The sequence below is a fragment of the Stenotrophomonas sp. MYb57 genome, assembly GCF_002966815.1.
Lineage (GTDB): Bacteria > Pseudomonadota > Gammaproteobacteria > Xanthomonadales > Xanthomonadaceae > Stenotrophomonas > Stenotrophomonas indicatrix.
The window spans coordinates 139,413-165,528 of record NZ_CP023271.1 but is presented as its reverse complement, the minus strand read 5'-3'; the positions used below and the strand labels follow the sequence as shown (position 1 = coordinate 165,528).

Here is a 26,116-nt window from a genome sequence, read left to right as displayed (position 1 = left end):
CCTGCACGACAGAGCAGGCATAATGGGGCCAAGTGTAGCTGCCGCCCTGTGATGGGCCAACCGTGGAACCATGAGCAAACCCGACCCTGCGATGAATGCCCTTGGCGTGCTGGCCCTGGAACTGGCCGGCGGCGAAATCCCCCGCCAGGCGGTGCTCAGCGCTGAACAGGCCGGTGAACTGGCCGAACGCGTCGGCCGCGACCTGTCCAAGCTGGTGCCACAGGTGGCCGAGCTGGACCTGGTGTTCGCCGCCGCCCATTTCGATCCGGCCGAAGTGCTTCGCCCCGGCTGGCCGATCCATCGCCGCCTGGAAGAACTGCAGATGCGCGCGCCCGGTAGCAACCAGGGCCCGCGCGTGCTGGCCTTCGGCGCCGATGCCAGCGGTGATGTGCCGCTGCCGTTCCAGGCCGACGCTACCCTGGTAGGCGGTGGCCTGCGGGTGGTGCCGTTCCTGCTGACCGGTACCGACGTGGCCACCACGACAGCCGTGGCCGATGCCCTGGAAGAGGTGCTGCTGGCCAATGGCATGGCCCATGCCGATACCGCGCTGATGGCACAGAACACGTTCGGTGCGCGCGTGGAGCACGCACGCTATTTCACCGTGAACGACCTGGCCGCGATGATGTCGATGCAGTACGACAACCAGGGACTGGCCGCGCTGTGGCCGCTGATTGAAACCGCGATCCTGGCCCCGGGCCAGGACGAGTGGCTGAGTGACGCGCCCGAGCCGTTGCTGCGCTATACGCAGGGCGAAGCGCGCATGGCGCTGTTCGACCCGGCCGGCTGGTGCGCGCATTACAACCACGGCAAGGGCGACTGCGAGCGCCTGCAGGGCATCTACGAGCAGTTCCTGATGCGCCAGCGGCAGATGGCCGCGGTGCTGGAAGCGCACGGTGTGCCGGTGCTGTTCGTGCATTGCGAAGCCGGCCAGGACGCGCGCGAGCTGCTGGCGCGCTGATCAAGCCGCACCACGCGCCGCCGACCGGTTCGGCGGCTCGATGTGTGATCATTACGGGCTTGTGCATGGACCGCTCATGCGCGGACAACGACGAACTGCATGCTGCATACGATTCAATCGGCAGGGTTGACCCTGCTTGCCACCACCATATGTGGCCTTCCCATCATGGCGCAGGCGGCAGCACCGATTGCCGCGACACCCACCTGCACACTTGCGCCGGCCTTCGCTGCTGCCGTGGCAGAGCCCGAGGTCTACGACAGCAATGTCAGCTTCAGCAACACGGTCAAGGTGCAGGTCAGCGTGGATGCGCAGGGCCGCGCCCACGATGCGCGTGTGCTGAACGGCTCCCGCAACCGGCTGCTGGATGATGCAGCCCGGAAGGCTGCCCTCAGCTGGCAGTATCTGTGCCAGGGCCAGGGCGGCATCGCGCAACCGGTCGTGCCTGTTCCGGAGCCGGCCTGCCGGCTGGACCGCCTGAGCTGGGCGGACAACGAGCCCAGGTTCTCCAGCGCACTGCGGTCCAGCGGTCTGCGCGGCTCGGTGGAGGTCTGGTTGCGCCCGATGGCCGGCGATCCGGCAATAACGGAGGTGAAGATCGGCAGGAGCAGTGGTGATGCGCGCATCGATGACACGCTGCTCACCGCCGCACGGAACTGGCGTCTGACCTGCCCGCGGGACACGCCCGTGAAGCACCCTTGGATCAGCTTCACCCAGTCGTTCAACTTCCAACCGCGGAGCCAGCTGCCGGCCCCGGCGGCGTCAGAACCGGAGCCGGATGATGTCGTGATCGCAAATGACGCACTGTTGGAGTTCGGCACCGTCGCCGGCTTCGTCAAAGAGCTGCCGAACATGAAGGGCGTAGATCTTGCGCCGGATCAGCCCAGTCAGCCCGGAGTGACGCTTTACAACACCAGTGTTGGCGCGATCATGCGGGAAATTGAGACGACCAAGGGACGGTTGAAGCCGGTGACCCTGACCCATTGGCTGGTGATGGTACCGCCCCACCACACGGGACCAGCCGTGGTGCGCACATTCAAGCGCGAAGTGATCGATGCCACGACGGGTAAGACCCACATGCAGACCGACATCTCGATCCTGTGTGAAAGCAGCCCCGCCGAATGCGCTGAACTGCGGCAGCGACGCGATGCACTGCTCCTGAGGTCCCGCTGACTGATCGTTTGTAGAGCCGAGCCCATGCTCGACTCAGGCCGCCTGAAGCGCAGCCGAGCCTGGCCCGGCTCTACAGGGGGCAGAGAAAAACGCCGGCGTTTGCCGGCGTTTTCCATTTCCAGAAGAACCGCCCTTACGGAGCCTTGCTGATCACCGCGCACGCCAGTCGCGCACCGGCGTTGCCGGTCGGCTGGGTCTTGTAGTCGTCCGCGTCGGCGTGGACGATCAGGCCACGGCCGATGATGTCGAAATCATCACCCTTGCCGATGTTGACGTTGCTCGACACCGGACCATCAATGGTGGCTACGCCCTTGTCGTCGGCCTTGATGTTGGGCATGTCGCCACCGTGGTGCGGATCAGTGGCCACGTTGCCGTGGTCCTGCTTGCCCGGATTGAAGTGGCCGCCGGCGCTCATGCCGTCCGGCGCGCTGCAGTCACCCTTCTCGTGGATATGGAAGCCGTGCTCGCTGCCCGGCTTCAGGCCACTGATCTGGCCGGATGCGTGCACCTTGCCGTCGACCAGCTTGAAGGTGATCGAGCCCTTGGTTTCATTGCCCTGGGTCGGTGCCAGTTCGGCAGTGGCCGAGGCATCGGCTGCCGGGGCCGCTGCGGTAGCCGGTGCAGTGGCCGGATCGGCCGGTGCTGCCGAACCTTCGGCCGGGGTGGTGGCCGGGGCTTCGGCTGCCGGTGCTGCCGGTTGCTGGTTGCAGGCGGCAAGGCCCAGTGCAGCGATGGCCGCGAACAGCGAAGTGTGGATCAGACGCATGGAAACTCTCCTTGGGAAATGCCGGTGGTGTGATCAGCGGGTTACCCGGATCACGCCGCAGGCGATGCGGACGCCGGCATTGCCGGCGGGCTGGCTGCGATAGTCGTCGGCCCTGGCATGCACGACCAGTGCACGCCCGGCGATATCCGTGGCGGCGCCTCCGCCCAGGGTAACGCCCTTCAGATGCACATCGATGTTGGCGCGGCCCTGCGCGTCTGCCTGCAGGTTGTCGATGTCACCGAGGTGGTGCTTGCCGCTGCCGGCACGACCGTGGGCGACGCCGGCGGGATTGAAGTGGTTGCCGGCGCTGCTTGCGTCCACCGCGCTGCAGTCACCGCGCTCGTGGATGTGGAAGCCGGCCTGCTGCATCGGCTGCAGGCCGCCGACCAGGCCGGTCAAGTGCACGCCACCGCTTTCGGTCTTCAACACCAGACGGCCGCTGACGATGCTGGCCGAGGCTGGCGCCAGGTTTGCTTCGGCCAGCTGGGCCACGGGCGTGGTGACCACCGGCGGCGGTGTGGGCTGCGGCTTCTTCGGTGCGCTGCCACAGGCAGACAGGAGCACGGCAGCGGACAGCGGCAGAAGGGCGAAGGACAAACGCATCGAGGACTCCTTGCAGGTAACACTACGGACGGCATCGTCCATGGAGGATCAACAGTTCGGCAAGCGGGTGCGAGGATCGCGTGCAGGCACCGTTCAATGGCCGCCGCGGCGGCGACCGGCGCCCAGCTTGCGGGTAAGCGTATTGCGGCCGAGGCCCAGGCGCGCGGCGGCTTCGGCGCGACGACCGTGGGTGATCTGCAGGGCGGCCTCCAACAGGGCGTGGTCGACCCGTTCGCGCACCTGCGCGTGCAGGCCCTCGGTGCCCTCGGCCAGCTGCCGGCGTGCCCATTCGGACAGCAGCGCTTCCCATTGGCCCGGGTCACCGGCGGCCGCGCTGCTGCGCCGGCTGCGGGTGCGGTTGAGCGCGGTATCAACATCAGCCACACCGATGGTATCGGCGGCGGCCAGTGCGGCCATGCGCCAGCACACGTTTTCCAGTTCGCGGACGTTGCCCGGCCAATCGTGCTCGCGCATCGCCTGCAGGGCGGCGGCGGTCAGCCGCTTGGGCGGCGTATCGAGCCTGCGCGCGGCAGCCGCCAGGAACGTGGTGGCCAGTTGCGCGATGTCCTCGCGGCGCTCGCGCAGCGGCGGCAGCTGCAGGCGCACCACGTCCAGGCGGTGCAGCAGGTCGGCTCGGAATTTTCCCTGCGCGACCAGTCCTTCCAGATCCTGGTGGGTGGCGGCGACCACGCGCACATCGACGCGGATCAGTTCGCGTCCGCCCACGCGGAAGAATTCGCCCTGGGCGAGCACGCGCAGCAGGCGCGTCTGCAACGGCAACGGCATGTCACCGATTTCATCGAGGAACAGGGTACCGCCGTTGGCCTGCTCGAAGCGGCCGATGTGGCGCCGCTGCGCGCCGGTGAACGCACCGGCCTCGTGGCCGAACAGCTCGCTTTCCAGCAGCTCGGCGGGAATGGCGGCGGTGTTCAGCGCGACGAACGGATGCTGCGCACGCGGTGATTCGCGGTGCAGCGCGTTGGCCACCAGCTCCTTGCCGGTACCGGTTTCGCCGATGATCAGCACCGCCAATGGCGCCTGCGCGAGGCGGCCGATGGCGCGGAACAGCGCGCGCATCGGTGGCGTATCGCCCACCAGTTGCGGCGGCTGGTCGCTGGCGGCTTCTGCGGCGGGAGTCGGCGCGGCCATGGCCGGCGCCACCGCAGGCAGCACGCGCTGGGCCAGTGCCACCGCGTCGTCCAGATCGAACGGCTTGGACAGGAACTCGTGCGCACCGCCGCGGAACGCACCGGCGGTACTGGCGACGTCGGTGTAGGCCGACATCACCACCACCGGCAGCTGCGGCAGCGCGGCCTTCAGCTTGTCCAGCAGCACCAGGCCATCGTCGCCGGGCATGCGCACGTCGGTGAACAGCAGCGCAGGCGGCGGGCTATCAGCCAGCGCCTGCAGTGCGGGGGCGGCGCTGTCGAAGTCGACCACCTGGTAGCCGGCCTCGCGCAGCGCGGTGCACAGCACGAAGCGCACGGCGCGGTCATCGTCGACCACCCAGATGCACGGCGGGGACGCGGAAGACTCAGACATCGCGCGGGGCCTCCTCGGCGGTGGCGGTGCCGTTGCCGATCGGCAGCAGCAGGGTGAATACGGTATGGCCCGGGCGCGACCGGTAGGTCAGCGTGCCGCGATGCTCGCGCGCGACCTGCTGGGCCAGCGCCAGGCCCAGGCCGGTGCCTTCGGCGCGACCGCTGACCAGGGGCAGGAACAGATGTTCGGCCAGTTCTTCGGGCACGCCACGGCCGTCGTCGGCGATTTCCAGCCGCAACGCCAGGGTGTGCAGCTGCTCGGCGATGCGCACACCGTGTTCAACGCGGGTGCGCAGGGTGATGTTGCCGGCACCGGCCTGGATGGCATTGCGCACCAGGTTCCATACCGCCTGGGTGAGGCGGTCGGCGTCGCCATCGAATTCGGGGATGCTGGGGTCGTAGTCGCGCTGCAGGCGCACGGCCCAGCCGGCCTCGTTCTCGGCCAGGCGCAGCACCCGCTCCAGCGCGGCGTGGATGTTCAGCGCCGCATGTGGCGCGGCGGGTGCCGGTGACAGCAGCTGCTCGAGCAGGCCATTGAGCCGCTCGATCTCCGAGCCGATCAGGTCGATCAGTTCGCGTTCGCTGGCATCGCGCTGCGCCGCGCGGCGGGCCAGCAGCTGTGCGGCGCCCTTCAACCCGGCCAGCGGATTGCGCAGTTCGTGCGCCAGGCCCTTCAGCGCTGCGCTGAGCGCGCTGGGCAGGGCCTGGGTCGGGTCGAGCCCGGGGAACTCATCGACCGGATGCGCCTCCAGCAGCCAGCCGCCATCGTCGCGGCGGCTCATCCAGCCTTCGGCAAAACGCGCGGCTTCGCCCGGCAGCGCCAACGCCAGCCGGTTCAGGCGCAGGCTGTCGCGCTCATCGCGGGCCAGGAAATGGGCCAGCGCCTCACCCTGCACTTCCAGCGCGGCCAACGGCTGGCCGAGCAGGCGCCGGCCGCTGACGCCCAGCCAGCGCGCGAAGGCCGGGTTGCAGCCGGCGATGCGGCCATCGGGCCCGGCCCAGGCCAGCGGCGTGCCGAGGGCATCGAGGGACGGCGGGGGCGCGGGGTCGGACATTGCACCAATGTAGTGCAAAACGTGGGTGTGGGGTCAGAGCCCTTTCCTCGCGGAAAGGGATCTGACCCCTTGCGCTGCGGGGTCCGGGGTCGGATCCCTTTCCGTCAGGAAAGGGCTCTGACCCCTGCAGGTCGAGCAACCACTACCGGCTTTGCGGTTACAGCTTCATGTTGAGGCCGACGAAGACCGCGCGGCCCGGGGCGGGCGAGAACATCGGGCGGGCGCTGTCCCAGAAGAAGCTGTCGTACCACGCGTAGGCATACTCGCGGCCGGTCACGTTCTTCAGCTGCAGGTCCACGCTCCAGGCCGGGGTGATCTGATACTTCGCGCTGAGGTCGAGCACGGCGAGGCCGCCGAACTTGCCAGTGGCGTTGCGCTCTTCCAGGTAGTAATCGCCCTGCGCGCGCACCTGCAGGCCCAGTTGCAGGGCATCGCTGGCCTGATAATCCAGGCCGAGGTTGCTGATGTGGCGCGGGGTGGCGGCCACTTCGCGTCCCTGCAGGGTCACGCCGGCGGCGCGGTCGTCGCGGGTGATCTTCGCCTCCTGGTAGGCATGCGAGGCCCACAGCGTCCACGCGTCACCCAGCTGCGCGCTGATCTGCGCATCCACGCCGCGGCGGCGGGTCTTGCCCAGCATGACCGTGGTGCCGGTGGCCGGCATGTTGGACACTTCGTTTTCCGCGTCCTGCTGCCATACCGCCAGCCGGGCCTGGCTGCCGGCGAAGGGCTGGAATTTCAGGCCCAGCTCCATGCCGGTGTTGGTGGAGGGCTGCATCGGTGCCTGCCCCGGGGTGAGGTAGGCCGGCGCGGTGGAACCGGTCAGCACCTGGAAGGTACGGCCCCAGTTGGCGTAGACGTGGGTGTGCTCACCCAGGCTGTGGATGACACTCAGCTTGGGCTGGCCGATGCTGCCGTAGTCCTGCAGGCGGCCGGTGGCGCCGTTCATCAGCCGGGTGCGGCCGCTGAAACGGTCCACACGGTAAGCCGGCACGATCTTCCATGCGTCGGCTGGCTGGTAGATGGCCTGCACGTAAGCGCCCCAGTTGTCGAAGCTGTGGCGGTCGTTGTTCTGCACGCGTGCCGGTGCCTGGCTGAAATCGGTGGGCTCGGCGTAGGCGTAGCGCTCGCGACGGTAGCCGTTGTCCTGCTGCTCGTAGTTCAGCCCGCCTTCCACGGTAAGCGTGGGGCTGGCCTGCCAGGTGAGCGTGCCGAGCAGGCCAGTCTGGCGCTCGTCCCAGACACGACGCTGGCGCGGCAGGTTGCCGCTGGGCAGGTCACTGAAGGTCACACGACGGTCGTCTTCATAGCGGTTGTAGTACAGCCGCGTGCCGAAGGTCACCGCGTCGGACAGCTTCATGTCCAGGTGCGCGGCGAACTGGCGCATGTCGCGGTCATCGCCGTCATTGGCGTTGCGCAGGTCGCTGCGGCGGCGGCCCGCATGCAGCTCTTCCGCCGTCATGAAACCGGGTTCGTCGGCCTCGTGATGGTAGGCGCGCGCGGTCAGGCCGATGCGCAGCCCCTCCTCCAGCGAGCCGAAGAACCACTTGCCGCCCAACGCGTATTTCTTCGAGCTGTCGTGGTCGCGGTAGCCGTCGCTGGCCTGGGTACCGACGAAGTAGTTCTGCGCGAAGCCGTCGGCTTCGCGGCCCACCGCCAGCTGCACATCGCGGGTGTTGTAGCTGCCATAGGCCAGTCGCCCGTCGGTGTAGGTGCCGCCTTGGCGCGTGCCGAAGTTCACGTTGCCGCCGATGTTGTGCAGGCCGTAGCGCGGATCGTTGGTACCGCGCACCACTTCGATGTAGCTGATTTCCAGCGGAAACAGCATGTCGATGAAGCGCTGGTTGCCACTGTTGACGTTGCTGGGGATACCGTCGATCAGCGTCTTGATGGCATTGAGGTAGCCCTCGCCGTTGAAGGCGCGGAAGCTGACCTTGCCCGACTCTGCACCCTGCCGGGTTTCGGTCAGCTGGATGCCGGGCATCTGCCCGAGCAGTTCCCAGCTGTGCGACACGTTGCGGTTTTCGATCTGGTCCGCGCCCAGCACGTCCACCGAGGTCAGCACCTGGTGTGCGCTCAGCTGCCCCTCGCTGTGCTGGTGCACATCGACCTTGCCCAGGGTGAGCGCGGCGTCGGCGGACTGGGCGAATGCTTCAGGGGCGAACGGGGCGGCCGCGAGCGCGGCCACCAGCGTGGGAGTCTTCATCAGGGGGCGGGCGGGAGGCTGGAAATGAAACTTTATAACATTTCGATTCCGCCAGCCATCCGATGACTGCAGCTCCCTCGACCTTAGACGGGGTAGCCGGTGGCTTCCCGGGCCTTCTTCCAGGCAATTTCAAACTCGCGCGCGCTGATCTCGTCGTCTTCGTCGAAGTCCATGAACGACACCGGCTGGTCGGCCAGCACGAAGCGGTCATCGCTATGGCCGGTTTCATCGGCCCACACGACCTTGGCCCCGTAGATTTCCACCTGGCGCACGATCTTCTCGCCACGGGCTTCCATCAGCACGTTGCCCTTGCCCAGGCCCGATTCGGCCCAGTGCTTGTAGTACTTCTTCGTGTTGGATTTTGCGTTGTTCTTTGCGTATTTCATTGCATGGGTCCTGGCCGCATGCGCGACCGGAAAGTTCGGAATGGCGCCATTATCAGGCATATGGGGGTCAGATCCCTTTCCTGCGGAGGGGGATCTGCCCCCTGCTGACCTACTGCGGCAACGCCACACCCTTCGGCCACAGCAGCCACAGGTTGCCCTGCTGCTTCATGTCGCCGGCCAGCTTGCCGGCGGCATCGCCGCTGCCCCAGTACAGATCGGCACGTACCTCGCCGGCAATGGCGCCACCGGTGTCCTGCGCGGCCACCGGGCGTACCACCGGCGTGCCGTCCGGGCGCGTGGTGGACAGCCACAGCAGGCTGCCCAGCGGCACCACGGTGCGATCCACCGCCACGCTGTAGCCGGCGGTCAGCGGCACGTTCAACGAACCGCGCGGACCTTCCGGGCTGTCCGCGCTGCGCACGAAGAACACGTAGCTGGGATTGCTGCGCAGCAGTTCCGGTACGCGTGTCGGATGTGCCTTCGCCCACGCCCGGATCGCGTCCATGGTGACGTCTTCCTTCTTCAGCTCGCCCTGCTCCACCAGCCAGCGGCCGATCGCGCGATAGGGATGGCCGTTCTGTTCGGCATAGGCCAGCCGCACCTGCTTGCCATCGGCCAGGCGCACCCGCCCCGAACCCTGGATCTGCAGCAGCTGCAGGTCCATCGGATCGGTCAGCCAGGCCAGCACCGGCGCCTTGGCCCCCTTGCTGGCGATGCTGCCGGCATCGTCGTAGGGCTTGAGCACCTTGCCCTCAACGCGACCGCGCAGGCGCTTGCCCTTCAGTTCGGGATAGACGCTGTCCAGCTGCACCACCACCAGATCATCGGGTGTGCCGTACACAGGCACGGTGGCGGTGTCGGTACGGGTGAGGCTGCCCGGATAGATGGGTTCGTAGTAGCCGGTGATCAGGCCGTCGGCGCGATGGCCGCCGGCGCGCAGGGAATAGACATCGAGATCGCGCTGCAGGAATGCGCGGATCGCAGCAGCGTCCTTGTCGGACACGGTGCTGGCGGTCGCGCAGGGCTTGGCCCAGGTCGCATCGTTCTTCAGGCGGGTGCAGCTGCTGCGCCAAGCGGCGAAGCCGGCCTGCAGGTCGGTATCGGATACGGCCGGGAGAGCCTTCCAGTCGACCTTGGCGTAGGTGGCGGCAGGCGTTGCTGCGGCAGGCGCTTGCGGACGGGTGCCGGTGGTGGAACAGCCAGCAAGCACGGCAAGCGCGAGAAGGCTCCAGCACGTGCGGTTGAAGGGGGCGATGAGGTCAGTCATTGCCCCAATGTAGTGCAATCGGGCGTGGCGCAGGACCGGGATCGCATCCTGCACCACACGACGGGCCTTATCGCTTGCCGCCCAGAAGCTCACTGCTGCGGGTGGCGAACACCGGCGGCGGCACGTCCAACACGGTATCGCTGACAACGCGGCCGGCGAGGAAGTCGACGATGTTGCGGGCGATGGCCGGGTTGCCTGTCCACAACTCGTTGTGATGGCTGGCATTGCGCACCAGCAGCGAGTGACCGTTGCTGAAGCCCGGCCGCAGCGCATCGGCATTGGCCGGGGGCGTACGCCCATCCAGCGTGCCGCTGATGAACAGAACCGGCACTTCACTGTGCAGCGGGCCGCGGAAGCCATCACCCAGATCGGCCAGGCCGAGGCTCTCGCCGATGGCCGGGAACGGGAAGTTCAGCCCGTCGCCGAACTGGCTCTGGCGTGCTTGTGCTTCGGCCAGCGCCCGGCGCTGCGGGCTCTGCCCGGAGGCGACGTCCATTGCCAGGCCCATGGCCGGGAACTGTACGAACTGGGCGCGCCCGATCAGCACCAGATCGGCCAGCGGGTCGTAGTTGCCCCTATCGGCCTCACGCAGCACCAACGGCAGCCACTGCTGGGTGATGCGCTGCCCCAGCATGTTGGCGATGACGATCTGCGCGTCGTACAGGCCGATGGTGACCTGGCGACCGTCGTGCATGTGGCTGTGGCCTTGTCGCGGCTGCTCACGCAGTGCCTGCAGCACGCGGGTGACCGATCCGGCGAGATCGTCGAAGCCGTCTTTGCGCGCAAGCACTGCCAGCTCCTGCAGCAGCGCGTCGCTGCTCAGGGGCAGTTTCAGCGTATCGTCGGGACCTTCGGATCCCATCAGCACCACGCGATCAAGACCGGCACCGTGCAGGCGCACCGTGGCCAAGGCCAGATGGGTGCCATAGCTCATGCCCCACAGGCTGATCTTCGGCACGTCCAGCGCGCGCCGCAGGTCATCGAGGTCGCCGGCACTCTCGGCCGTGGTGTAAGCGCCGAGATCGACACCAGCCTGACGCCAGAACGCTACACACTTCGCCGCCGTGGCCTGCACTGCGGCCAGGGCCGTATCGCGCTGCAGCGGTTGGGCGTCGTCGAAACGTGTTTCATGCGGACATTCCGGCGGCGGCTCGGACAAGCCGGCGCCGCGCTGGTCGAGCAGGAGCACGTCGGATTCGCGCCGCACCTGGTCGAACACCGGCCAGCGCGGACCACGTGCGGTATCGATGCCAGAACCACCCGGACCACCGGCCAGGTAGACCACCGGTGCGGCGCGGCCAGTGCCAGCCGTCGCACGCAGGCGCACCACCTTCAGGTGCAGGCGCGGACCATCCGGCTCGCTGTGCCGGCGCGGGACCTCCAGCGTGGCGATCTCGGCGGCAATATCGCCATGGTTCCTGGTCTGCAGCGTGTAGGGTTCGAAGGCCAGCGCTGCCGGACCGGCCTGCGCGGGAAGGGCGGCCGCGAGGGCCAGGCAGAGCGCGGCGAGGGTGAGGGCCACGACAGGGCGACGAGCCTGGAAACTGCCGGAAGACGTACAGGCGCTGCGGGTCATGTTGAACTCCGATGGAAGGATGTGCGCCGCCAGCATCTGCTCCCTTGCAGCGCTGCGGTCGCGTCCATCCGCCGAACGTCTCCAGACGCCGGTCCAATGTCTCCACACAACCGATACGATGGCCGCCATGCAGATCACACGAACCCTGGCTGTCCTTGCTGCGCTGCTTGCGGCAGTGGCTGCGTGGCTGATCGTGTCGATGCCGCCGCCGGAAATGAGGGTTGTGCAGGGCGCGCAGATGGCACCTGCGATTGCCGGTGCATCCGGCGGCCTGCCAACGCACCCACCGCAGAACCTGGCGTGGCGGCCGCTGGACCAGCAACAGCTGGCGCAGTGGCTTGGCCCGTACTGGCTGCGCTGGCAGGTGCCAGCGCCGGAAAGCGGCGCCGATCATGGACGTACAGTGAGGCTGTCGTTGCGCGCTGCCAGCCAGTTGTACTGGAACGGGGTGCCATGGATCAGCAATGGCGTTGTCGGTCGCACGCCGGAAGAAGAGACGCCGGGGCGCGTAGACGTCGTGCGCGTGCTGCCACCGGCGTCGGGCAACGCCACCGATGAGCTGCTGGTGCTTGCATCCAGCCAGCAGCAGCGCTTCACCCTGCATGGCGCCGATGCGATGGTGCTGATCGCGCCCGCGCCCGTGCTTTACGGCCAGATCATTCTGCCATGGCTGATCGCGGCCTTCGCCACCGGTGCGCTGGCAGCCGCCTGCCTGTATTTCCTGGCGGTGCTGCGTGGGCAGACGCGCACGCCTGGCGCGCGCCTGCTGCTGGCACTGGGTGTGGTGGGGCTGGCACTGCCCGCGGTCGAGGCGTGGCGATCATTGCTGGGCTACCCCTATCCCTGGCATGGCGTTCGCCTGGTCGCGCTGCTGGCCCTGCATGTGATCGCGGCGCTGCTGCTGCCGGCCTATCTTGCGCGTCGCTTCGAAGTGGCCTTGCCCAGAGCCGGTTGTTTCAGCTATCTGGCGCTGATCGCGGCCGCCGTCATCGCCCTGCCCGGTTTCGACACCCGCTCTGCGGCGGTGCTGCTGTTGAGCCTGCTCGCTTCGACCTGGGTGCTGTTGCGGGCGCCTGCCGACCAGGAGGACCGATGGCCGATCCTGGCGTTGCTGTCTGCAGGCCTGCTGGCGTTGCTGGTTGCACGCGGCGCCTTCCTGGATGGCCCCTACTTCCTGCTGCTGGCGGTGCTGATGGTGTTCCTTCTGCTGCGCCACGCCGCCCAGTTGCAGGCGCTGGACCGGCACAACGCCTGGCTGCGCGAAGAACGCGCGCGGCTTTCGTTGCAGTTGCTGCAACGGGGCATCCAGCCGCACTGGCTGATGAACACGCTGACCTGCCTGCAGGAACTGATCGAGCAGTCGCCGATGCGCGCCAGCCGCCTGGTGGAGTCGCTGGCCGATCAGTTCGATCGCCTGCGCGACAGCAGCACCCGCCAGAGCGTTCCCCTGCAGGATGAGTTGGCCTTGTGCCGCAGCCATCTGGATATCGTCGGCCTTGCCCTGGACCAGCGCATGGTGCTGGAGGTCGATGGCGAGGATGCGGCGATTTCGCTGCCGCCCGGCATCCTGCATGCGCAGGTGGAAAACGCGTTGACCCATGCCGGCGCTGTTGCCTGCGCACGGCACCCTTTCCGCCTGCACGTGCAGCGCGACAACGCGCGCTGGATACTGGAACTGCGCAGTGCGCGAGGCTCGGCCCCGCACCGCGGCCGTGGCACGGGTACCCGTTACATCGAGGCGAGCCTGGCGGCGGCCAGCCCCGCCGGCTGGAGCTTCGTGCAGGGCATCGACGGCGACTGCTGGTGCGGCCGGATCGAGCTGACATGCGCATCCTGATCGTCGAGGACGAGCCCCTGGTGCGACAGCGCCTGCTGCGCATGTGCGGCGAGTTGGCCGGCGCACGGGCGCGTTTCGATGCGGTGGCCGATCTGGAAGCGGCCGGCGACCGGTTGCAGCGCAGCGTCTACGACGGCCTTCTGCTGGATCTCAACCTTGGCGGCGATGATGGCTTCGAACTGCTGCGCCGCGCGGTGGCCGGGCGCTACCAGTGCGTGGTGGTGTCGGCACACCGTGAGCGCGCATTGCAGGCATTCGAACACGGCGTACTCGACTTCGTGCCCAAGCCCTTCTCACGCGAGCGCCTCGCCCAGGCGCTGGAACGGCTGCTCGACACCGGGGGTGTCCGCGCCGGTCGCGCGCGTTATCTGGGTATCTGGCGCGCGCAGGGCACAGCGACCGTCGAACTGGCGGACGTGCTCTGGATCCGCGCCGACGGCGACTACAGCCAGGTGCGTCTGCGCGACGGCCGCAGTGAACTGCATGACAAATCCCTGGCCGCGCTGGCCAGCGTGCTGCCGGCGGATTTCGTCCGCTGCCACCGTTCCTACCTGGTCAACCTGCGCCAGGTCCGCACGCTGCATGCGGCCTCGGGCAGTCGCTACTGGCTGGTGTTGAGTGACGGCAGCGAGCTGCCGGTTGGGCGCGCGCATGTGGCCACGCTGCGCGAAGCGTTGGGCATGGAAGGCGGGTAGCGCCGGGCATGGCCCGGCGGTTCCCAACCGGGGCCGCGCTTCGCGCTCGCCGGGCATGGCCCGGCGCTACCAGGTTGGTCACGGGGTCTGCAGCAACAGCGAATGCAGGATGCGCGCGTCTTCCGCGTCGAGGGCTTTCGGCAGGGTGTCGCTGCCACGGAAACGGCGGTGGAACGCCCGTACCGCTGCTTCGCGGTTGTCGAGCGGATAACCGAAGCGCGCCAGCGCGGCCCATGCATCGAATCCTTCCGGCGCAGCACCATCGGCAGCGCGCGGCCACACGCCGAAACCGGCTTCGGCCAACTGTTGCCACGGGAAGAAGCGGCTGGGATCTTCCTTGCGCGTCGGCGCCAGGTCGGCGTGACCGATCACCTGTCGCGGCGGGATGTTCAGCCGTTCGGTGAGGTCGCGCAGCAGCACGATCAGCGATTCGATCTGCGCGGGGCTGAAGGGCGTACGACCATCATTGTCCAGCTCGATGCCGATGGACGCGGAGTTCAGATCGGTGATGGTGCCCCAGCGCCCGGAGCCGGCGTGCCAAGCGCGGCGCTCATCGGCCACCAGCTGGTAGCGATGGCCATCGGCGCCGATCAGGTAATGCGCACTGACCCGCCCGCCGCTGTTGGCGGTACGCAGCGTGTGCAGGCTCTGCTGCACCGATTTCTGCTCGGTGTGGTGGATGACGATGATGACCGGCGTGCGCGCGTTCTGGTTCGGCGACGGCACCCAGGTGGCAAGCGGGTTGCGGGTTTCCTGCGGCGTGGAGGCACAGGCGGCCAGCAGCAGGCAGGCCGAGAGCATCAGGGAAGTGCGGATCGGGTGCATGCCCCGATTGTGCGCGATAAGCCGGGACGATGCAGTAGAGCCACGCCATGCGTGGCTGGGCCACCGACCGTGCCGACCAACGGTCGGCACCCACCAGAGCAGGAGTAGAGCCACGCCATGCGTGGCTGGGCCACCGACCGTGCCGACCAACGGTCGGCACCCACCAGAGCGGGAGCAATCCAGCGCAGGAGCAGTGCCAAGCAAGCTTGGCAACTACCAGAGCAGATGCAGTGCCGACCAACGGTCGGCACCCTCCAGAGCAGGAGTAGTCCAGCGCAGGAGCAGTGCCAAGCAAGCTTGGCACCTACCAGAGCAGGTGCAGTGCCGACCAACGGTCGGCACCCACCATGTAGATGCATCAGGCCTCGTAGGCCGATTCACCATGCGAGGTGACATCCAGGCCGGTACGCTCGGCCTCCTCGGTGACCCGCAGGCCGACCACCACCTTGACCAGCAGCAGGATGGCTGCGGTCACCACGGCCGACCACAGCACGGTGAGGCCGACGCTGACCACCTGCACCCACACCTGGTGGCCGATATCCAGATCGGCCTTGGTGCCGCCCAGCGACTGCGCGCTGAACACACCGGTGAGGATCGCACCGACGATGCCGCCCACGCCATGCACACCGAACACGTCGGCGGTGTCGTCCACCTTCAGCAGGCGCTTGAGGCCGGTCACGCCCCACACGCAGACCACGCCGGCAACCAGGCCGATGACGATCGCGCCGAGCGGGCCGACGGTACCGCACGCCGGGGTGATGCCAACCAGGCCTGCCACCGCACCCGAGGCGGCGCCCAGTGCCGACGGCTTGCCCTTGCTGATCGCTTCAACCAGCGTCCAGCCCAGCACCGCAGCAGCGGTGGCCAGCACAGTGTTGAGGAAGGCCAGCGAGGCGACGGTGTCGGCGGCGGCGGCGGAACCGGCATTGAAGCCGAACCAGCCGACCCACAGCAGCATCGCGCCGATATAGGTGAACGGCACGTTGTGCGGCTTCAACGCGGTCTGCCCGTAGCCCAGCCGCTTGCCGACGAACCATGCAGCCACCAGACCGGCCACGCCGGCGTTGATGTGCACCACGGTGCCACCGGCGAAATCGATCGCGCCCAGTTCGCCCAGGTAGCCGCCGCCCCAGACGATGTGCGCCATCGGGATGTAGCTGAGGGTGAACCACAGCGCCGAGAACAGCAGCACCGCGCGGAACTTGATGCGCTCGGCGAAGGCACCGACGATCAGCGCGGTGGTGATGCCGGCGAAGGTCGACTGGAAGGCGACGAACAGGTAGTCCGGCAGTCCCTTGATCGGCGTGTTGCCCACCGACTCCGGGGTGAAGCCCTTGAGGAAGGCGAATTCGGTGAACGAGCCGAAGAACGGATTGCCGGCGCTGAACACTGCGCTGTAGCCATAGGCCACCCACAACAGCAGCACCAGCGAGAACACCACCAGGATCTGGCTGAGCACCGACAGCACGTTTTTCGAACGCACCAGGCCGCCGTAGAACAGGGCCAGGCCCGGTACCACCATCAACAGCACCAGCAGGGTGGAGGTGAGCATCCAGGCGACGTCGCCGTGGTCATAGGCGGGCGCGGCCACTGCTTCGGCAGCCGCAGGCGCAGCGGCGGTCGGGTCCTGCAAGGGCTCGACGGCCACGGCTTCGCTCTGCAGCGGCGTGACCTGGGCCTGGGCATGTGCACTGCCTGGCCAGGCACCGGCGGCCAGCGCACTGAACAGCATCAGCAGGCACACCAGATGGAACCGGGCTTGCCACCCGGTGAGAAGGCGCATCTTCATGGGGGAGTCTCCGGAAGGGGGCTTACAGCGCGTCGGCGCCGATTTCGCCGGTGCGGATGCGGATGACCTGCTCGACAGCGGTCACGAAGATCTTGCCGTCGCCGATCTTGCCGGTGCCTGCAGACGACTGGATCGCTTCGATCACTGCGTCGGCACGTTCGTCGGTGACCACGGTTTCGATCTTGATCTTGGGCAGGAAGTCGACAACGTACTCGGCACCGCGATACAGCTCGGTGTGGCCCTTCTGGCGGCCGAAGCCTTTCACTTCGGTCACGGTGATGCCCGACACGCCGGCATCGGACAGGGCCTCTCGGACCTCGTCGAGCTTGAACGGTCGGATGATGGCGGAGATCAGTTTCATGCGCATGTCCCGATGGTGGATGGGGCCAGCGCGCGAACGCGCGATGGCATCAGGCAACCACGGGCCATCGTGGTGATGGCCGTGGCTGTTGCACCGGACACGAATCGGGCCGGGACAGCCGTGCCTCTCTCCTTGCACGGCCGACGCGGGAGGGAGGGCGGCCCATGTCGCGTGTCCGGTCTCTCTTGCCCCTGGATCTGCGGGCCAAGGGCCCGCGTTTCCAATGCAGCGGACCAACGGTCCGCTCTACCACGGCGGGCCGGAGCCCGCCCTGCGGCTCCCCAGCCGCAAAGACGGATGCGATGGCGGCGGGTGGGAGGGGTTACCCACCGCCATCGCAGCCGGTCAGCTGGCGTAGTACAGCTGGTATTCCAGCGGGTGGGTCGCCGCGCGGAACTTGGTCACTTCCTGCATCTTCAGCGCGATGTAACCGTCGATGAAGTCATCGCTCATCACGCCACCGGCCTTGAGGAACTCGCGGTCCTTGTCCAGCGCTTCCAGCGCCTGGTCCAGCGAGGAGCAGACCTGCGGGATCAGCTTCTCTTCTTCCGGCGGCAGGTCGTACAGATCCTTGTCGCTCGGTGCGCCCGGGTCGATCTGGTTCTTGATGCCGTCCAGGCCGGCCATCATCAGCGCGGTGAAGGTCAGGTAGCCCGACTGGATCGGATCGGGGAAGCGCATTTCAATGCGGCGTGCCTTCGGGTTGGACACCCACGGAATGCGGCACGAGGCCGAACGGTTGCGCGCCGAGTAGGCCAGCATCACCGGGGCTTCGTAGCCCGGCACCAGGCGCTTGTAGCTGTTGGTGCCCGAGTTGGCGAAGGCGTTGATGGCCTTGGCGTGCTTGAAGATGCCGCCGATGTACCACAGCGCCAGCTGGCTCAGGCCGCCGTAGCCGTCACCGGAGAACAGGTTGGTGCCGCCCTTGGACAACGACTGGTGCACGTGCATGCCGCTGCCGTTGTCGCCGACGATCGGCTTGGGCATGAAGGTGACGGTCTTGCCGTTGCGGTGGGCGACGTTCTTGATGACGTACTTCATCCGCAGCAGTTCGTCGGCCTTCTGCACCAGGGTGCTGAACTTGGTGCCGATCTCGCACTGGCCGGCGGTGGCCACTTCGTGGTGCTGCACTTCCACTTCGATGCCGACCTGTTCCAGGGTCTTGCACATCTCCGCACGCAGGTCGTGCAGGGTGTCGGTCGGCGGCACGGGGAAGTAACCGCCCTTCACGCCCGGACGGTAGCCGCTGTTGGCGCCGTCGTACTTGGCGCCGCTGTTCCAGGCGGCTTCTTCCGAATCGACCTTGAAGAAGGTGTTGCCCATTTCATTGGCGAAACGGACCGAATCGAAGATGAAGAATTCCGGCTCCGGGCCGAAGAACGCGGTTTCGGCGATGCCCGAGGACTTCAGGTAGGCCTCGGCGCGCTTGGCGATGCCGCGCGGGCAGCGGCCGTACGGCTGCATGGTGGCCGGGTCGAGGATGTCGCAGCTGATCACGATGGTCGGATCGGCATAGAACGGGTCGACGTAGGCGCTGGCGGTATCGGGCAGCAGCACCATGTCCGATTCGTTGATGCCCTTCCAGCCGGCGATCGAGCTGCCATCGAACATCTTGCCTTCTTCGAACAGCGACGGCTCGATGATGCTGACCGGGAAGGTGACGTGCTGCTCGACGCCACGCATGTCGACGAAACGCAGATCGACGAACTCGATCTGGTTGTCCTTGATCAGCTTCTCAACGTTTTCCACGGACATCGGTACGACCTCGGATGGGAATGAATGCCTGCTGAGGTACAGCAACGACCGTGCCAACTTTTCGGCCTTCACAAGTTGTTGATTTCAAAGCGCCTGCCCCAGCGCGGTGCAGACGCACATGCACCAAACGGGTGCGCGGATTACCGCACGCACCCGTTTGGTGCGGCATGGATCGTCTATTCTCTCGGGCTTCTTCCGCCGCCCGCGCCCGCACCGTCCATGTCCGACCTGCTCTCCGCCCTGCTGCTGGGCATCCTCGAAGGCTTGACCGAATTCCTGCCGATCTCCAGCACCGGCCACCTGCTGATCGCCCAGCACTGGCTGGGCGCGCGATCGGACTTCTTCAACATCATCATCCAGGCCGGTGCGATCCTGGCCGTGGTGCTGGTGTTCCGCCAGCGCCTGCTGCAGCTGGCCACCGGCTTCGGCCAGCGCGAGAACCGCGAGTACGTGTTCAAGCTCGGCGCGGCCTTCCTGGTAACCGCCGTGGTCGGCCTGGTGGTGCGCAAGGCCGGCTGGTCGCTGCCGGAAACCGTCAGCCCGGTGGCCTGGGCGCTGATCATCGGCGGCATCTGGATGCTGCTGGTGGAGGCTTATACCGCGCGCCTGCCCGATCGCGACCAGGTGACCTGGACGGTGGCCATCGGTGTTGGCCTGGCGCAGGTGCTGGCCGGCGTGTTCCCCGGTACCTCGCGCTCGGCCTCGGCGATCTTCCTGGCCATGCTGCTGGGCCTGAGCCGCCGCGCGGCCGCTGCCGAGTTCGTGTTCCTGGTCGGCATTCCCACCATGTTCGCTGCCAGCGCCTACACCTTCCTGGAGCTGGCCAAGGAAGGGAACCTGGGCAGCGAGAACTGGACCGACGTTGGCGTGGCCTTCCTTGCCGCAGCCATCACCGGCTTCGTCGTAGTGAAGTGGCTGATGGGCTACATCAAGTCGCATCGCTTCACCGCTTTCGCGATTTACCGCATCGCCCTGGGCGCTGCATTGCTGCTGTGGTTGCCGTCCGGCAGCTGAACAGCGCCGGGGCACGGCAACCCCGTTGCCGGCCCCGGTCCGTTTCCCCCTCGGTTCCCCAAGGAGAATCACCATGAACCGCAAGCTCACCCTGCTCCTCCCGCTGGCCCTGCTGGCCGCCTGCAGCCAGACCCCTGCCCCGGCCGGTACCGGCGGTGACGATCTGGCCCCGGCCGCGGCCAAGGCCGGCGACCAGAAGGCGCTGGCACACCTGGATGCGCAGCGCCTGCAGAGCCAGCACTGGCTGCTGCAGCAGGCCACCGCGGCCGATGGCAAGCGCATCGATGCGCTGTTCGCCCGCGAAGACAAGCCGGTCACCCTGGACTTCGTTGATGGCCGCCTGTCGGTCAGCAACACCTGCAACCGCATGGGCGGCGGTTACACCCTGGCCGATGGCAAGCTGAGCGTGAGCGCGATGGCCTCGACCATGATGGCCTGCACCGACAAAGCGCTGATGGCGCTGGACGAAGCCGTCTCCAGCCGTCTGCAGGGCGAACTGAAAGCCGAACAGGATGCCAACGGCGTGCTGACCCTGACCACCGCCAAGGGCGACGTGCTGGTGTTCAACCCGGAACCGACCGCTGAAACGCGCTATGGCGGCGCCGGCGAAACCGTGTTCCTGGAAGTGGCTGCGAAGACCGAGAAGTGCTCGCACCCGCTGATCCCGGATTACCAGTGCCTGCAGGTGCGCGAAGTGAAGTTCGACGACAAGGGCCTGAAGCAGGGCGAGCCGGGCAAGTTCGAGAACTTCTACGGCAACATCGAGGGTTACACCCACGAAGACGGCGTGCGCAACGTGGTGCGTGTGAAGCGCTACGAAGTGAAGAACCCGCCGGCCGATGCGCCGTCGCAGGCGTACGTGCTGGACATGGTGGTCGAGTCGGCCATCGAGAAGAAGTAATGCAGAAGGGCGGCCGCGAGGTCGCCCTTCTTCGTTGTGGGTAGGGCCGGCCGCTGGCCGGCGGCTGCACACAGCTCAGGCGACCTGCGGAACATGCCGGCCAGCGGCCGGCACTACCCACATGCATCAGGGAGATCGGCATGAAACGGACGTACATGCTCGCACTGGCCTGGCTGGCCATCGGCATTGGCATTGGCAGCAGTGCACGCGCCGCCAGCACACCCACCACCGACCAGCTTGAAGCCCATCCGTGGCAGCTCACGCGCGCCACCGACGCGCAGGGCAAGCGTATCGACGCGTTGTTCGTCAGGGGCCGGGCGCCGTACACGCTGCGCTTCCAGCCCGGCTACATGAGCGAGTTGAACCTGTGCAACCAGGCTAGCAGTCATTACCACCTGCAGGACGACCGGCTGATCCTGGAGAGCGGCATCCGGACCACCGCGCTGTGCATCAATCCCAAGGTGGATGCGCAGGAAAGGCGAGCCGAAACGCTGTTTCACGGTCGCGATACCGCACCCACCCTCGCGTTGGACGACACCGGTGCATTGGTCGTGCGCAATGCCAAGGGCGAAGTGCTGGTGTTCAAACCCGCGCCGCTGCCGGCGAAATGAAGAGGACGGCCACTGGCCGCCCTTCTTCGCTGGTGGGTAGAGCCGGCCGCTGGCCGGCTGCCACGTACAGCGGATGTCGGCCAGCGGCCGGCACTACCCGAAGGCTGTTATCAGGCCAATGCCGGGTTCAACGTGTAGGTGCCGTGCAGCGCCGCTTCGGCCAGTACGTGGCCGTGCATGGCACGGTACGCATCGGCGGCGGTGAAGCGTTCTGGCAACGACAGCGTGGCCACATCCAGCGCAAACACGCGGAAGAAGTAGCGGTGCACGCGCTCGTCGTTGAACGGCGGGTACGGGCCGTCGTAGCCGGGGTAATCACCGGCCATGTCCGGATTGCCGGCGAACCAGCCGGTGAAATCATTCAGGCCCTGGCGGCTGCCGGCCGGGCCGGCCGGCGCGGTCTTGCCCTTCACCACGAAACCATCGCTGCAGCTGCCAGCGGCGATCTCCTGCACCGAAGCCGGAATGTCGGCCATCACCCAGTGCACGAAATCGCAGCGCGGCTGATCGCGCGGCACGCTCATGTCATCGCGGCCGACCGTTTCCGGCACCGTTGGCACGTCCGGGTCCACGCACACCAGCAGGAACGAGCGGGTGCCATCGGGCACACCGCTCCAGGCCAGGTGCGGGTTGCGGTCGGGGGCGAAGCCGGCGGCATCGCCGGCGGCGAACTCACGGTCGATCGGCGCACCGTTGGCCAGGCTGTGACTGCTCAGTTGCATCAAATGCTCCTCACTCTTCCGGGTAACCCAAGCGCACCGCGACCGGGGTGAGCTGGGCGAACGCGGCGCCCATCACGTCGCGATACCTGCGCCAGTGGCCGGCAGGCAGGCGCGGTGCACCCAGCTGTGCAGCCGGCGGCATCGGACGCCCGAACACGCGGCCCAGCAGGTCGGCCATCGCATGCGCATCGTTGCCGATGTCGTCGATGCGCAGCAGCACGTGCGGATACAGGTCTTCCTCGTGCAGCGCGGCGATCTGGGTCAGCGAACGCACCAGCCACTGGCTGGCTTCGGCCATCGAGGTCATCGCCAGCGGAGCGGCGGCACCATAGGCGATCCAGTCCAGCAGCATGTCGCGCGGGTCGCGCAGCACCAGCAGCAGGCGACCCTGCGGCAGCTGCGGACGCAATGCCCACAACAGCGCGTTGTCCCACCACAGCAGCCAGTCGATCACGGTGTCACTTTCCAGGCCGCGGGCGGGCAGGTGCTCGCGCCAACGCTCGACCAGGCGTTCCGGGCTCAGCACGCCCGACGCCAGGTCCTGCAGCGTGTTGTAGTTCTGGAAGGCATCGTCCGGTGGCGTGGCGGTGTAACGATCACTGCGCAGCACCGGGCTGGCAGCGGCCAGGCCGGTTGCCACCCGCTCCACGCCCGAACCCGGGGCGCCCCACAGGAAGATCGGCGCCGAGCCGCTGTCGCGCGTCGCTTCGTCGATGCTGGCCATCTCCGGCCAGCTCGGCGGTGCCTTGGCCTGCGGCGGCAACGGCAGCCGCTGCGAAGCCTGGTCGGTCTGCAGCGCCATCCACGTACGCAGCGCTTCTTCCGGCTGCCCGGCGCGATCCTGGATCTCGCCCAGCCAGGTCCGCAGATCAGCGCGGTGTCCCTCCGGTGCCTGTGCGATCAGGGCCTGCACGCGCTCCACGGCGGCGGCCGGGTCACGCTGCAGCAGCCCCTCGACGCGACGGCTTTCACCGCTGACGCGGCCCGGTTCCAGGGTGGTGATGCGCTCGGCGATGGCTTCGCCCTGCTCATGCTCGCCGGCCATGTCATGCAGGCGCATGCGCGCTTCCAGCGCCGGCAGGTGGCCGGGCATCGCTGCCATCCAGCGCTCCACGACGGCTACGGCGCCGGCACTGCCGACGTCTTCCACGGCCAGTCGTGCCAGCCACAGGTCATGCAGCTGGTCATTGCTTTCCAGAGCGTCATCCAGGCGTGTGCGGGCTTCATCTTCGCGGCCCAGGCGCTGCCAGGACATCAGCAGCAGCTGCAGCACCTGGCGATCACCCTGCAGCGATTGCAGCAGCGGCAGCAGGTGCTCCAGCGCCTGCAGCGGCTGGCCACTGCGCAGTGCCAGTTCGCCGGCCAGGCGGCGCATCGGCGGCACGTCCAGCTCCGGCTCCTGCAGCGCCTGCTGCATTGCCTCGGCGGCGGCCTCCACGTTGCCCTGGCGCAAGGCCAGCTGCACCACCATGCCGTGCAGCGAGGACATCTTCGGGTTCAACGCCAGCACGCGACGGAACGCCTGCTCGGCAAACGCCAGCATGTCCTTGCCCAGATAGGCAAAGCCCAGTGCGTACAGCACGCGGGTATCGTCCGGCAGCGCCTGGCTGGCCGCCGACAGCAGGGCCAGCGCACGGTCGGCGTCGCCGCGGCGCAGCGCGACCATGCCATCGATGGTCAGCAGTTCCGGATGGTCCGGCTCCAGCCGCGAGGCCAGGGTCGACAGCCGCTGGGCCTCGTCGAAATCGTTGCGGCCCACCGCCAGGTGCGCCTGCATCAGGTAGGCCGGGAAGGCGTTGGGGTCCAGCCCGGTGGTGCGCAGCAGGGCTTCATCGGCCCCGTCGAACTGGCGCAGTGCCAGCAGCAGGCCGGCGTGCTGCAGGTGCAGCTGCGCATCATCGGGGGCCAGCTGCAGCGCCTGCTGCAACGCCTCCATCGCGGCCTCGGCCTGGCCCTGCTGCTGCAGCGCAAGCGCCAGCCAGCGGTGGGCCTCGGCCTTGCCGGGTTCGTCACGGGTCCACGCCTGGGCCAGCTGCACGGCCTGGCCGGCATCGTTCTGGCGCAACGCTTGGAGGATCTGGTCTTGCATGGCCGTCCGGTTCAAGGTCAAACCCGCATTGTAGCGGGCCGCGCGCCGGTGCCGGTTCAGCCCGGCAGGACCCGCCGCAGGCGCTGTGCGACCCAGCGCTCGGAGAACCCATCGCCGCGCCAGTTTTCCAGGAAGCCACAGTGGCCGCCCCAGCAGGCGGTTTCCAGCCGCGCCTGCTGCGGAAGCTGCCAATCGCGGAAGGTCGCGTAGGGGATCACCGGATCGTCCTGCGCCATCAGGATGTCAGCAGGTACCTGCAGCGTGGACAGGCGGTCGCCGGCGATGGAGTAGCCATCGAAATAGGCCTGCAACGAACCGAACGTGGTGTGCCGCTCGACCAGCCAGGCGGTCAGCGAACGGATGTCCATGTTCAGCACACGGTCGTCGCAGTCGCTCAGTTCGGGGAACAGATCGCGCTTGCGCCGCAGCGAGCCGGCCCACTTGCGGCGGAAGTACCAGTCGTACATCGCCGGGCCGTTCTCGATGTTCTCCATGGTCAGCCCGGGGTCGAGCACCGGGCAGACCGCGGCCACGTGCTGCAGCGGTACACCGGCGGCCGGCGCGCGCAGGGCCAGCCGCAGCACGAAGTTGCCGCCCAGTGAATAGCCGGCTGCAACCAGCGGCAGATCGGGCCAGCGCTGGGCGACATCGCCTGCGGCATGCACCACTTCGTCGATGAGGTTGGAGTGGAAGATGCCGGGATTGAGGTGATGGGTGTTGCCGTGGTCGCGGAAATTCAGCCGCACCACGTCGAACCCCTGCTCCAGCATGCGGGCAGCGGCCATGCGCATGTAGCTGGATTCGGCGCTGCCTTCCCAGCCGTGCAGCAGCAGGGCAATGCCGCGCGGTTCGCGTCCTTCGACATGGCTGTGCCAGCCCTGCAGCCGCACACCTTCGCCACCATCGAGGATCAGCTCCTCGCTGACCGCGCCGGTGGCGGCCAGCAGCAGCAGGCCGCGCTGCAGGCGCATGCGGCTGGAGCTGAGCATCGACTGCAGGTGCGGATTGCGCAGCCAGCGCGGCGGCTGATAGTCGGACGCGGTGAGCATCGGCGCATCAGCGTCGAGGGTCGGTGGCGGAGACACGGCCACCCTCGCCTCAATCCCCGCTCATGGCCGCCACGATGCGCGCGCGCGAGGTTTCCGCGATGCGCCGACGGCCTTCCAGGTCCTGGGTGCCGATCGGCTCCAGGAAATGCACTTCGGTATGCCGCGCCGGCTCACCGAGCAGGCGCAGGAAATTGGCGAAGAAACTCTCGCCCGGGCCGAAGGCCACGATGGTCTGTGCATCCCCGCGCACGCCGTAGATCAGCGCCACCGGCTGCACCGGCACGCTGGTTTCGACGGCGGCCTGGAAGATGCGCGCATGGAACGGGCCAACGTCATGGCCGCCGCGGGTACGCCCTTCCGGGAACACGCCCACCGCCTTGCCGGCGCGCAGGCGGTCGGCCATCACCTGCATCACCCCACCGAGCGATTCGGTGTTGCCACGCTGGTGGAAAATGGTCTGGCCGCGCGCGGCAAGCCAACCGACCACCGGCCAGCTGGCGATCTCGCGCTTGGCGACAAAGCCCATCATGCGCTGGCTGTGCAGGATGGAGATATCGACCCAGCTGACATGGTTGGCGACGAACAGCACTGCGCCCGGCAGCGGCTGGCCGACGCGCGACAGGCGGAAGCCGAAGATCCACATCAGGCCGCCCTGCCACCAGTTCACTACCTTGGCGCCGAAGGTGGCATCGCCCACGCGCAGCTCGCCCCATGGCGGAAGCATGCCGATCAGGATCAGCGGCAGGAACACGGTGATGTGGACCAACAGCAGCGGTACGCGGTACAGGTAACGGCACACACGCGCCACGCCGCCGCGGGGGGCCGGAGTGGGGGAAGTCATCCACGCACGATACCGGAGGGCTGCCATCGCTGCCAGCCGAATTCGGCCATAAGTCTCATTGACGGCGGCCATCGGCGGGGAACGCTGGGTTCCGCCGCCGTC

The 26,116-nt window shown here is 67.6% G+C and carries 23 protein-coding genes; 7 read left to right on the top strand and 16 right to left on the bottom strand.

Annotated elements, in window-relative coordinates:
• Positions 1–70 precede the first annotated feature (70 nt).
• Positions 71–958 carry a hypothetical protein gene (locus CLM74_RS00675; RefSeq protein ID WP_105163228.1) on the top strand — a complete coding sequence of 296 codons (888 nt, stop codon included), beginning with the start codon at positions 71–73 and terminating at the stop codon, positions 956–958.
• 99 nt (positions 959–1,057) lie between these two features.
• Positions 1,058–2,128, top strand: coding sequence for a TonB family protein (locus CLM74_RS00670; protein WP_033832714.1), 1,071 nt, complete (start codon positions 1,058–1,060; stop codon positions 2,126–2,128).
• Positions 2,129–2,261: 133 nt separating this feature from the next.
• On the opposite strand, the gene CLM74_RS00665 is transcribed toward CLM74_RS00670, so the two are convergent.
• From CLM74_RS00665 to CLM74_RS00630, 8 genes are all read right to left on the bottom strand, one after another.
• Entirely contained in the window at positions 2,262–2,894 is a 633-nt protein-coding gene (locus CLM74_RS00665; protein WP_105163227.1) for a superoxide dismutase family protein, read from the bottom strand.
• A 33-nt stretch (positions 2,895–2,927) separates the two neighbouring features.
• Positions 2,928–3,497: a superoxide dismutase family protein gene (locus CLM74_RS00660; RefSeq protein ID WP_025875951.1), complete on the bottom strand. Its 570-nt coding sequence runs from the start codon at positions 3,495–3,497 to the stop codon at positions 2,928–2,930.
• A 93-nt stretch (positions 3,498–3,590) separates the two neighbouring features.
• Complete coding sequence (gene ntrC / locus CLM74_RS00655; protein WP_100437163.1) at positions 3,591–5,039, bottom strand: nitrogen regulation protein NR(I); 1,449 nt, start codon at positions 5,037–5,039, stop codon at positions 3,591–3,593.
• Complete coding sequence (locus CLM74_RS00650) at positions 5,032–6,093, bottom strand: ATP-binding protein (protein ID WP_105164911.1); 1,062 nt, start codon at positions 6,091–6,093, stop codon at positions 5,032–5,034. Before CLM74_RS00650 ends, ntrC begins: the two co-directional genes overlap by 8 nt.
• A gap of 157 nt (positions 6,094–6,250) precedes the next feature.
• Positions 6,251–8,296, bottom strand: a complete 2,046-nt coding sequence (locus tag CLM74_RS00645) for a TonB-dependent receptor (RefSeq protein ID WP_105163226.1) — start codon at positions 8,294–8,296, stop codon at positions 6,251–6,253.
• A gap of 83 nt (positions 8,297–8,379) precedes the next feature.
• Entirely contained in the window at positions 8,380–8,682 is a 303-nt protein-coding gene (locus tag CLM74_RS00640; protein WP_025875959.1) for a hypothetical protein, read from the bottom strand.
• A 109-nt stretch (positions 8,683–8,791) separates the two neighbouring features.
• Positions 8,792–9,949, bottom strand: coding sequence for an MltA domain-containing protein (locus CLM74_RS00635; protein ID WP_105163225.1), 1,158 nt, complete (start codon positions 9,947–9,949; stop codon positions 8,792–8,794).
• 67 nt (positions 9,950–10,016) lie between these two features.
• Positions 10,017–11,525, bottom strand: coding sequence for an alpha/beta hydrolase (locus tag CLM74_RS00630; RefSeq protein ID WP_059063224.1), 1,509 nt, complete (start codon positions 11,523–11,525; stop codon positions 10,017–10,019).
• Positions 11,526–11,652: 127 nt separating this feature from the next.
• Here CLM74_RS00630 and CLM74_RS00625 point away from each other — a divergent pair, with 127 nt between their 5' ends.
• Together CLM74_RS00625 and CLM74_RS00620 are read left to right on the top strand one after the other, a co-directional pair.
• Positions 11,653–13,362, top strand: a complete 1,710-nt coding sequence (locus tag CLM74_RS00625; RefSeq protein WP_105164910.1) for a sensor histidine kinase — start codon at positions 11,653–11,655, stop codon at positions 13,360–13,362.
• Positions 13,350–14,057 carry a LytTR family DNA-binding domain-containing protein gene (locus CLM74_RS00620; protein ID WP_059063147.1) on the top strand — a complete coding sequence of 236 codons (708 nt, stop codon included), beginning with the start codon at positions 13,350–13,352 and terminating at the stop codon, positions 14,055–14,057. The genes CLM74_RS00625 and CLM74_RS00620 overlap by 13 nt, the downstream gene beginning before the upstream one ends.
• 78 nt (positions 14,058–14,135) lie before the next feature.
• Here CLM74_RS00620 and CLM74_RS00615 read toward each other — a convergent pair whose 3' ends face one another.
• The 4 genes from CLM74_RS00615 to glnA all read right to left on the bottom strand — a co-directional run bounded on the left by CLM74_RS00615 (position 14,136) and on the right by glnA (position 18,787).
• Positions 14,136–14,882 (bottom strand): N-acetylmuramoyl-L-alanine amidase, encoded by a 747-nt coding sequence (locus CLM74_RS00615; protein ID WP_025875963.1) that lies wholly within the window; start codon positions 14,880–14,882, stop codon positions 14,136–14,138.
• Between the two features lie 358 nt (positions 14,883–15,240).
• On the bottom strand, positions 15,241–16,671 hold the full coding sequence (amt, locus tag CLM74_RS00610) for an ammonium transporter (RefSeq protein ID WP_093820204.1): 1,431 nt from the start codon (positions 16,669–16,671) through the stop codon (positions 15,241–15,243).
• Between the two features lie 22 nt (positions 16,672–16,693).
• Positions 16,694–17,032, bottom strand: a complete 339-nt coding sequence (locus CLM74_RS00605) for a P-II family nitrogen regulator (protein WP_004134334.1) — start codon at positions 17,030–17,032, stop codon at positions 16,694–16,696.
• Positions 17,033–17,377: 345 nt separating this feature from the next.
• Positions 17,378–18,787: a type I glutamate--ammonia ligase gene (glnA, locus tag CLM74_RS00600; RefSeq protein WP_059063220.1), complete on the bottom strand. Its 1,410-nt coding sequence runs from the start codon at positions 18,785–18,787 to the stop codon at positions 17,378–17,380.
• A gap of 219 nt (positions 18,788–19,006) precedes the next feature.
• On the opposite strand from glnA, the gene CLM74_RS00595 reads away from it, so the two are divergent.
• The 3 genes from CLM74_RS00595 to CLM74_RS00585 all read left to right on the top strand — a co-directional run bounded on the left by CLM74_RS00595 (position 19,007) and on the right by CLM74_RS00585 (position 21,313).
• Positions 19,007–19,801, top strand: coding sequence for an undecaprenyl-diphosphate phosphatase (locus CLM74_RS00595; RefSeq protein WP_033832703.1), 795 nt, complete (start codon positions 19,007–19,009; stop codon positions 19,799–19,801).
• 73 nt (positions 19,802–19,874) lie between these two features.
• Complete coding sequence (locus CLM74_RS00590) at positions 19,875–20,702, top strand: META and DUF4377 domain-containing protein (protein WP_025875974.1); 828 nt, start codon at positions 19,875–19,877, stop codon at positions 20,700–20,702.
• 155 nt (positions 20,703–20,857) lie between these two features.
• A complete protein-coding gene (locus CLM74_RS00585; RefSeq protein ID WP_234003406.1) occupies positions 20,858–21,313 on the top strand; it encodes an META domain-containing protein in 456 nt (151 codons plus the stop codon).
• Positions 21,314–21,423: 110 nt separating this feature from the next.
• Here CLM74_RS00585 and CLM74_RS00580 read toward each other — a convergent pair whose 3' ends face one another.
• The 4 genes from CLM74_RS00580 to CLM74_RS00565 are packed head-to-tail and all read right to left on the bottom strand — an operon-like array spanning position 21,424 to position 26,014.
• Entirely contained in the window at positions 21,424–22,035 is a 612-nt protein-coding gene (locus tag CLM74_RS00580) for a YbhB/YbcL family Raf kinase inhibitor-like protein (RefSeq protein ID WP_105163224.1), read from the bottom strand.
• A gap of 10 nt (positions 22,036–22,045) precedes the next feature.
• Positions 22,046–24,124, bottom strand: a complete 2,079-nt coding sequence (locus CLM74_RS00575) for a tetratricopeptide repeat protein (RefSeq protein ID WP_025875980.1) — start codon at positions 24,122–24,124, stop codon at positions 22,046–22,048.
• 56 nt (positions 24,125–24,180) lie between these two features.
• The gene (locus tag CLM74_RS00570) at positions 24,181–25,215 is read right to left on the bottom strand and encodes an alpha/beta fold hydrolase (protein WP_025875982.1); all 1,035 of its coding nucleotides are present in this window, start codon (positions 25,213–25,215) and stop codon (positions 24,181–24,183) included.
• 7 nt (positions 25,216–25,222) lie between these two features.
• Entirely contained in the window at positions 25,223–26,014 is a 792-nt protein-coding gene (locus CLM74_RS00565) for a lysophospholipid acyltransferase family protein (protein ID WP_025875984.1), read from the bottom strand.
• Between the last annotated feature and the right edge of the window lie 102 nt (positions 26,015–26,116).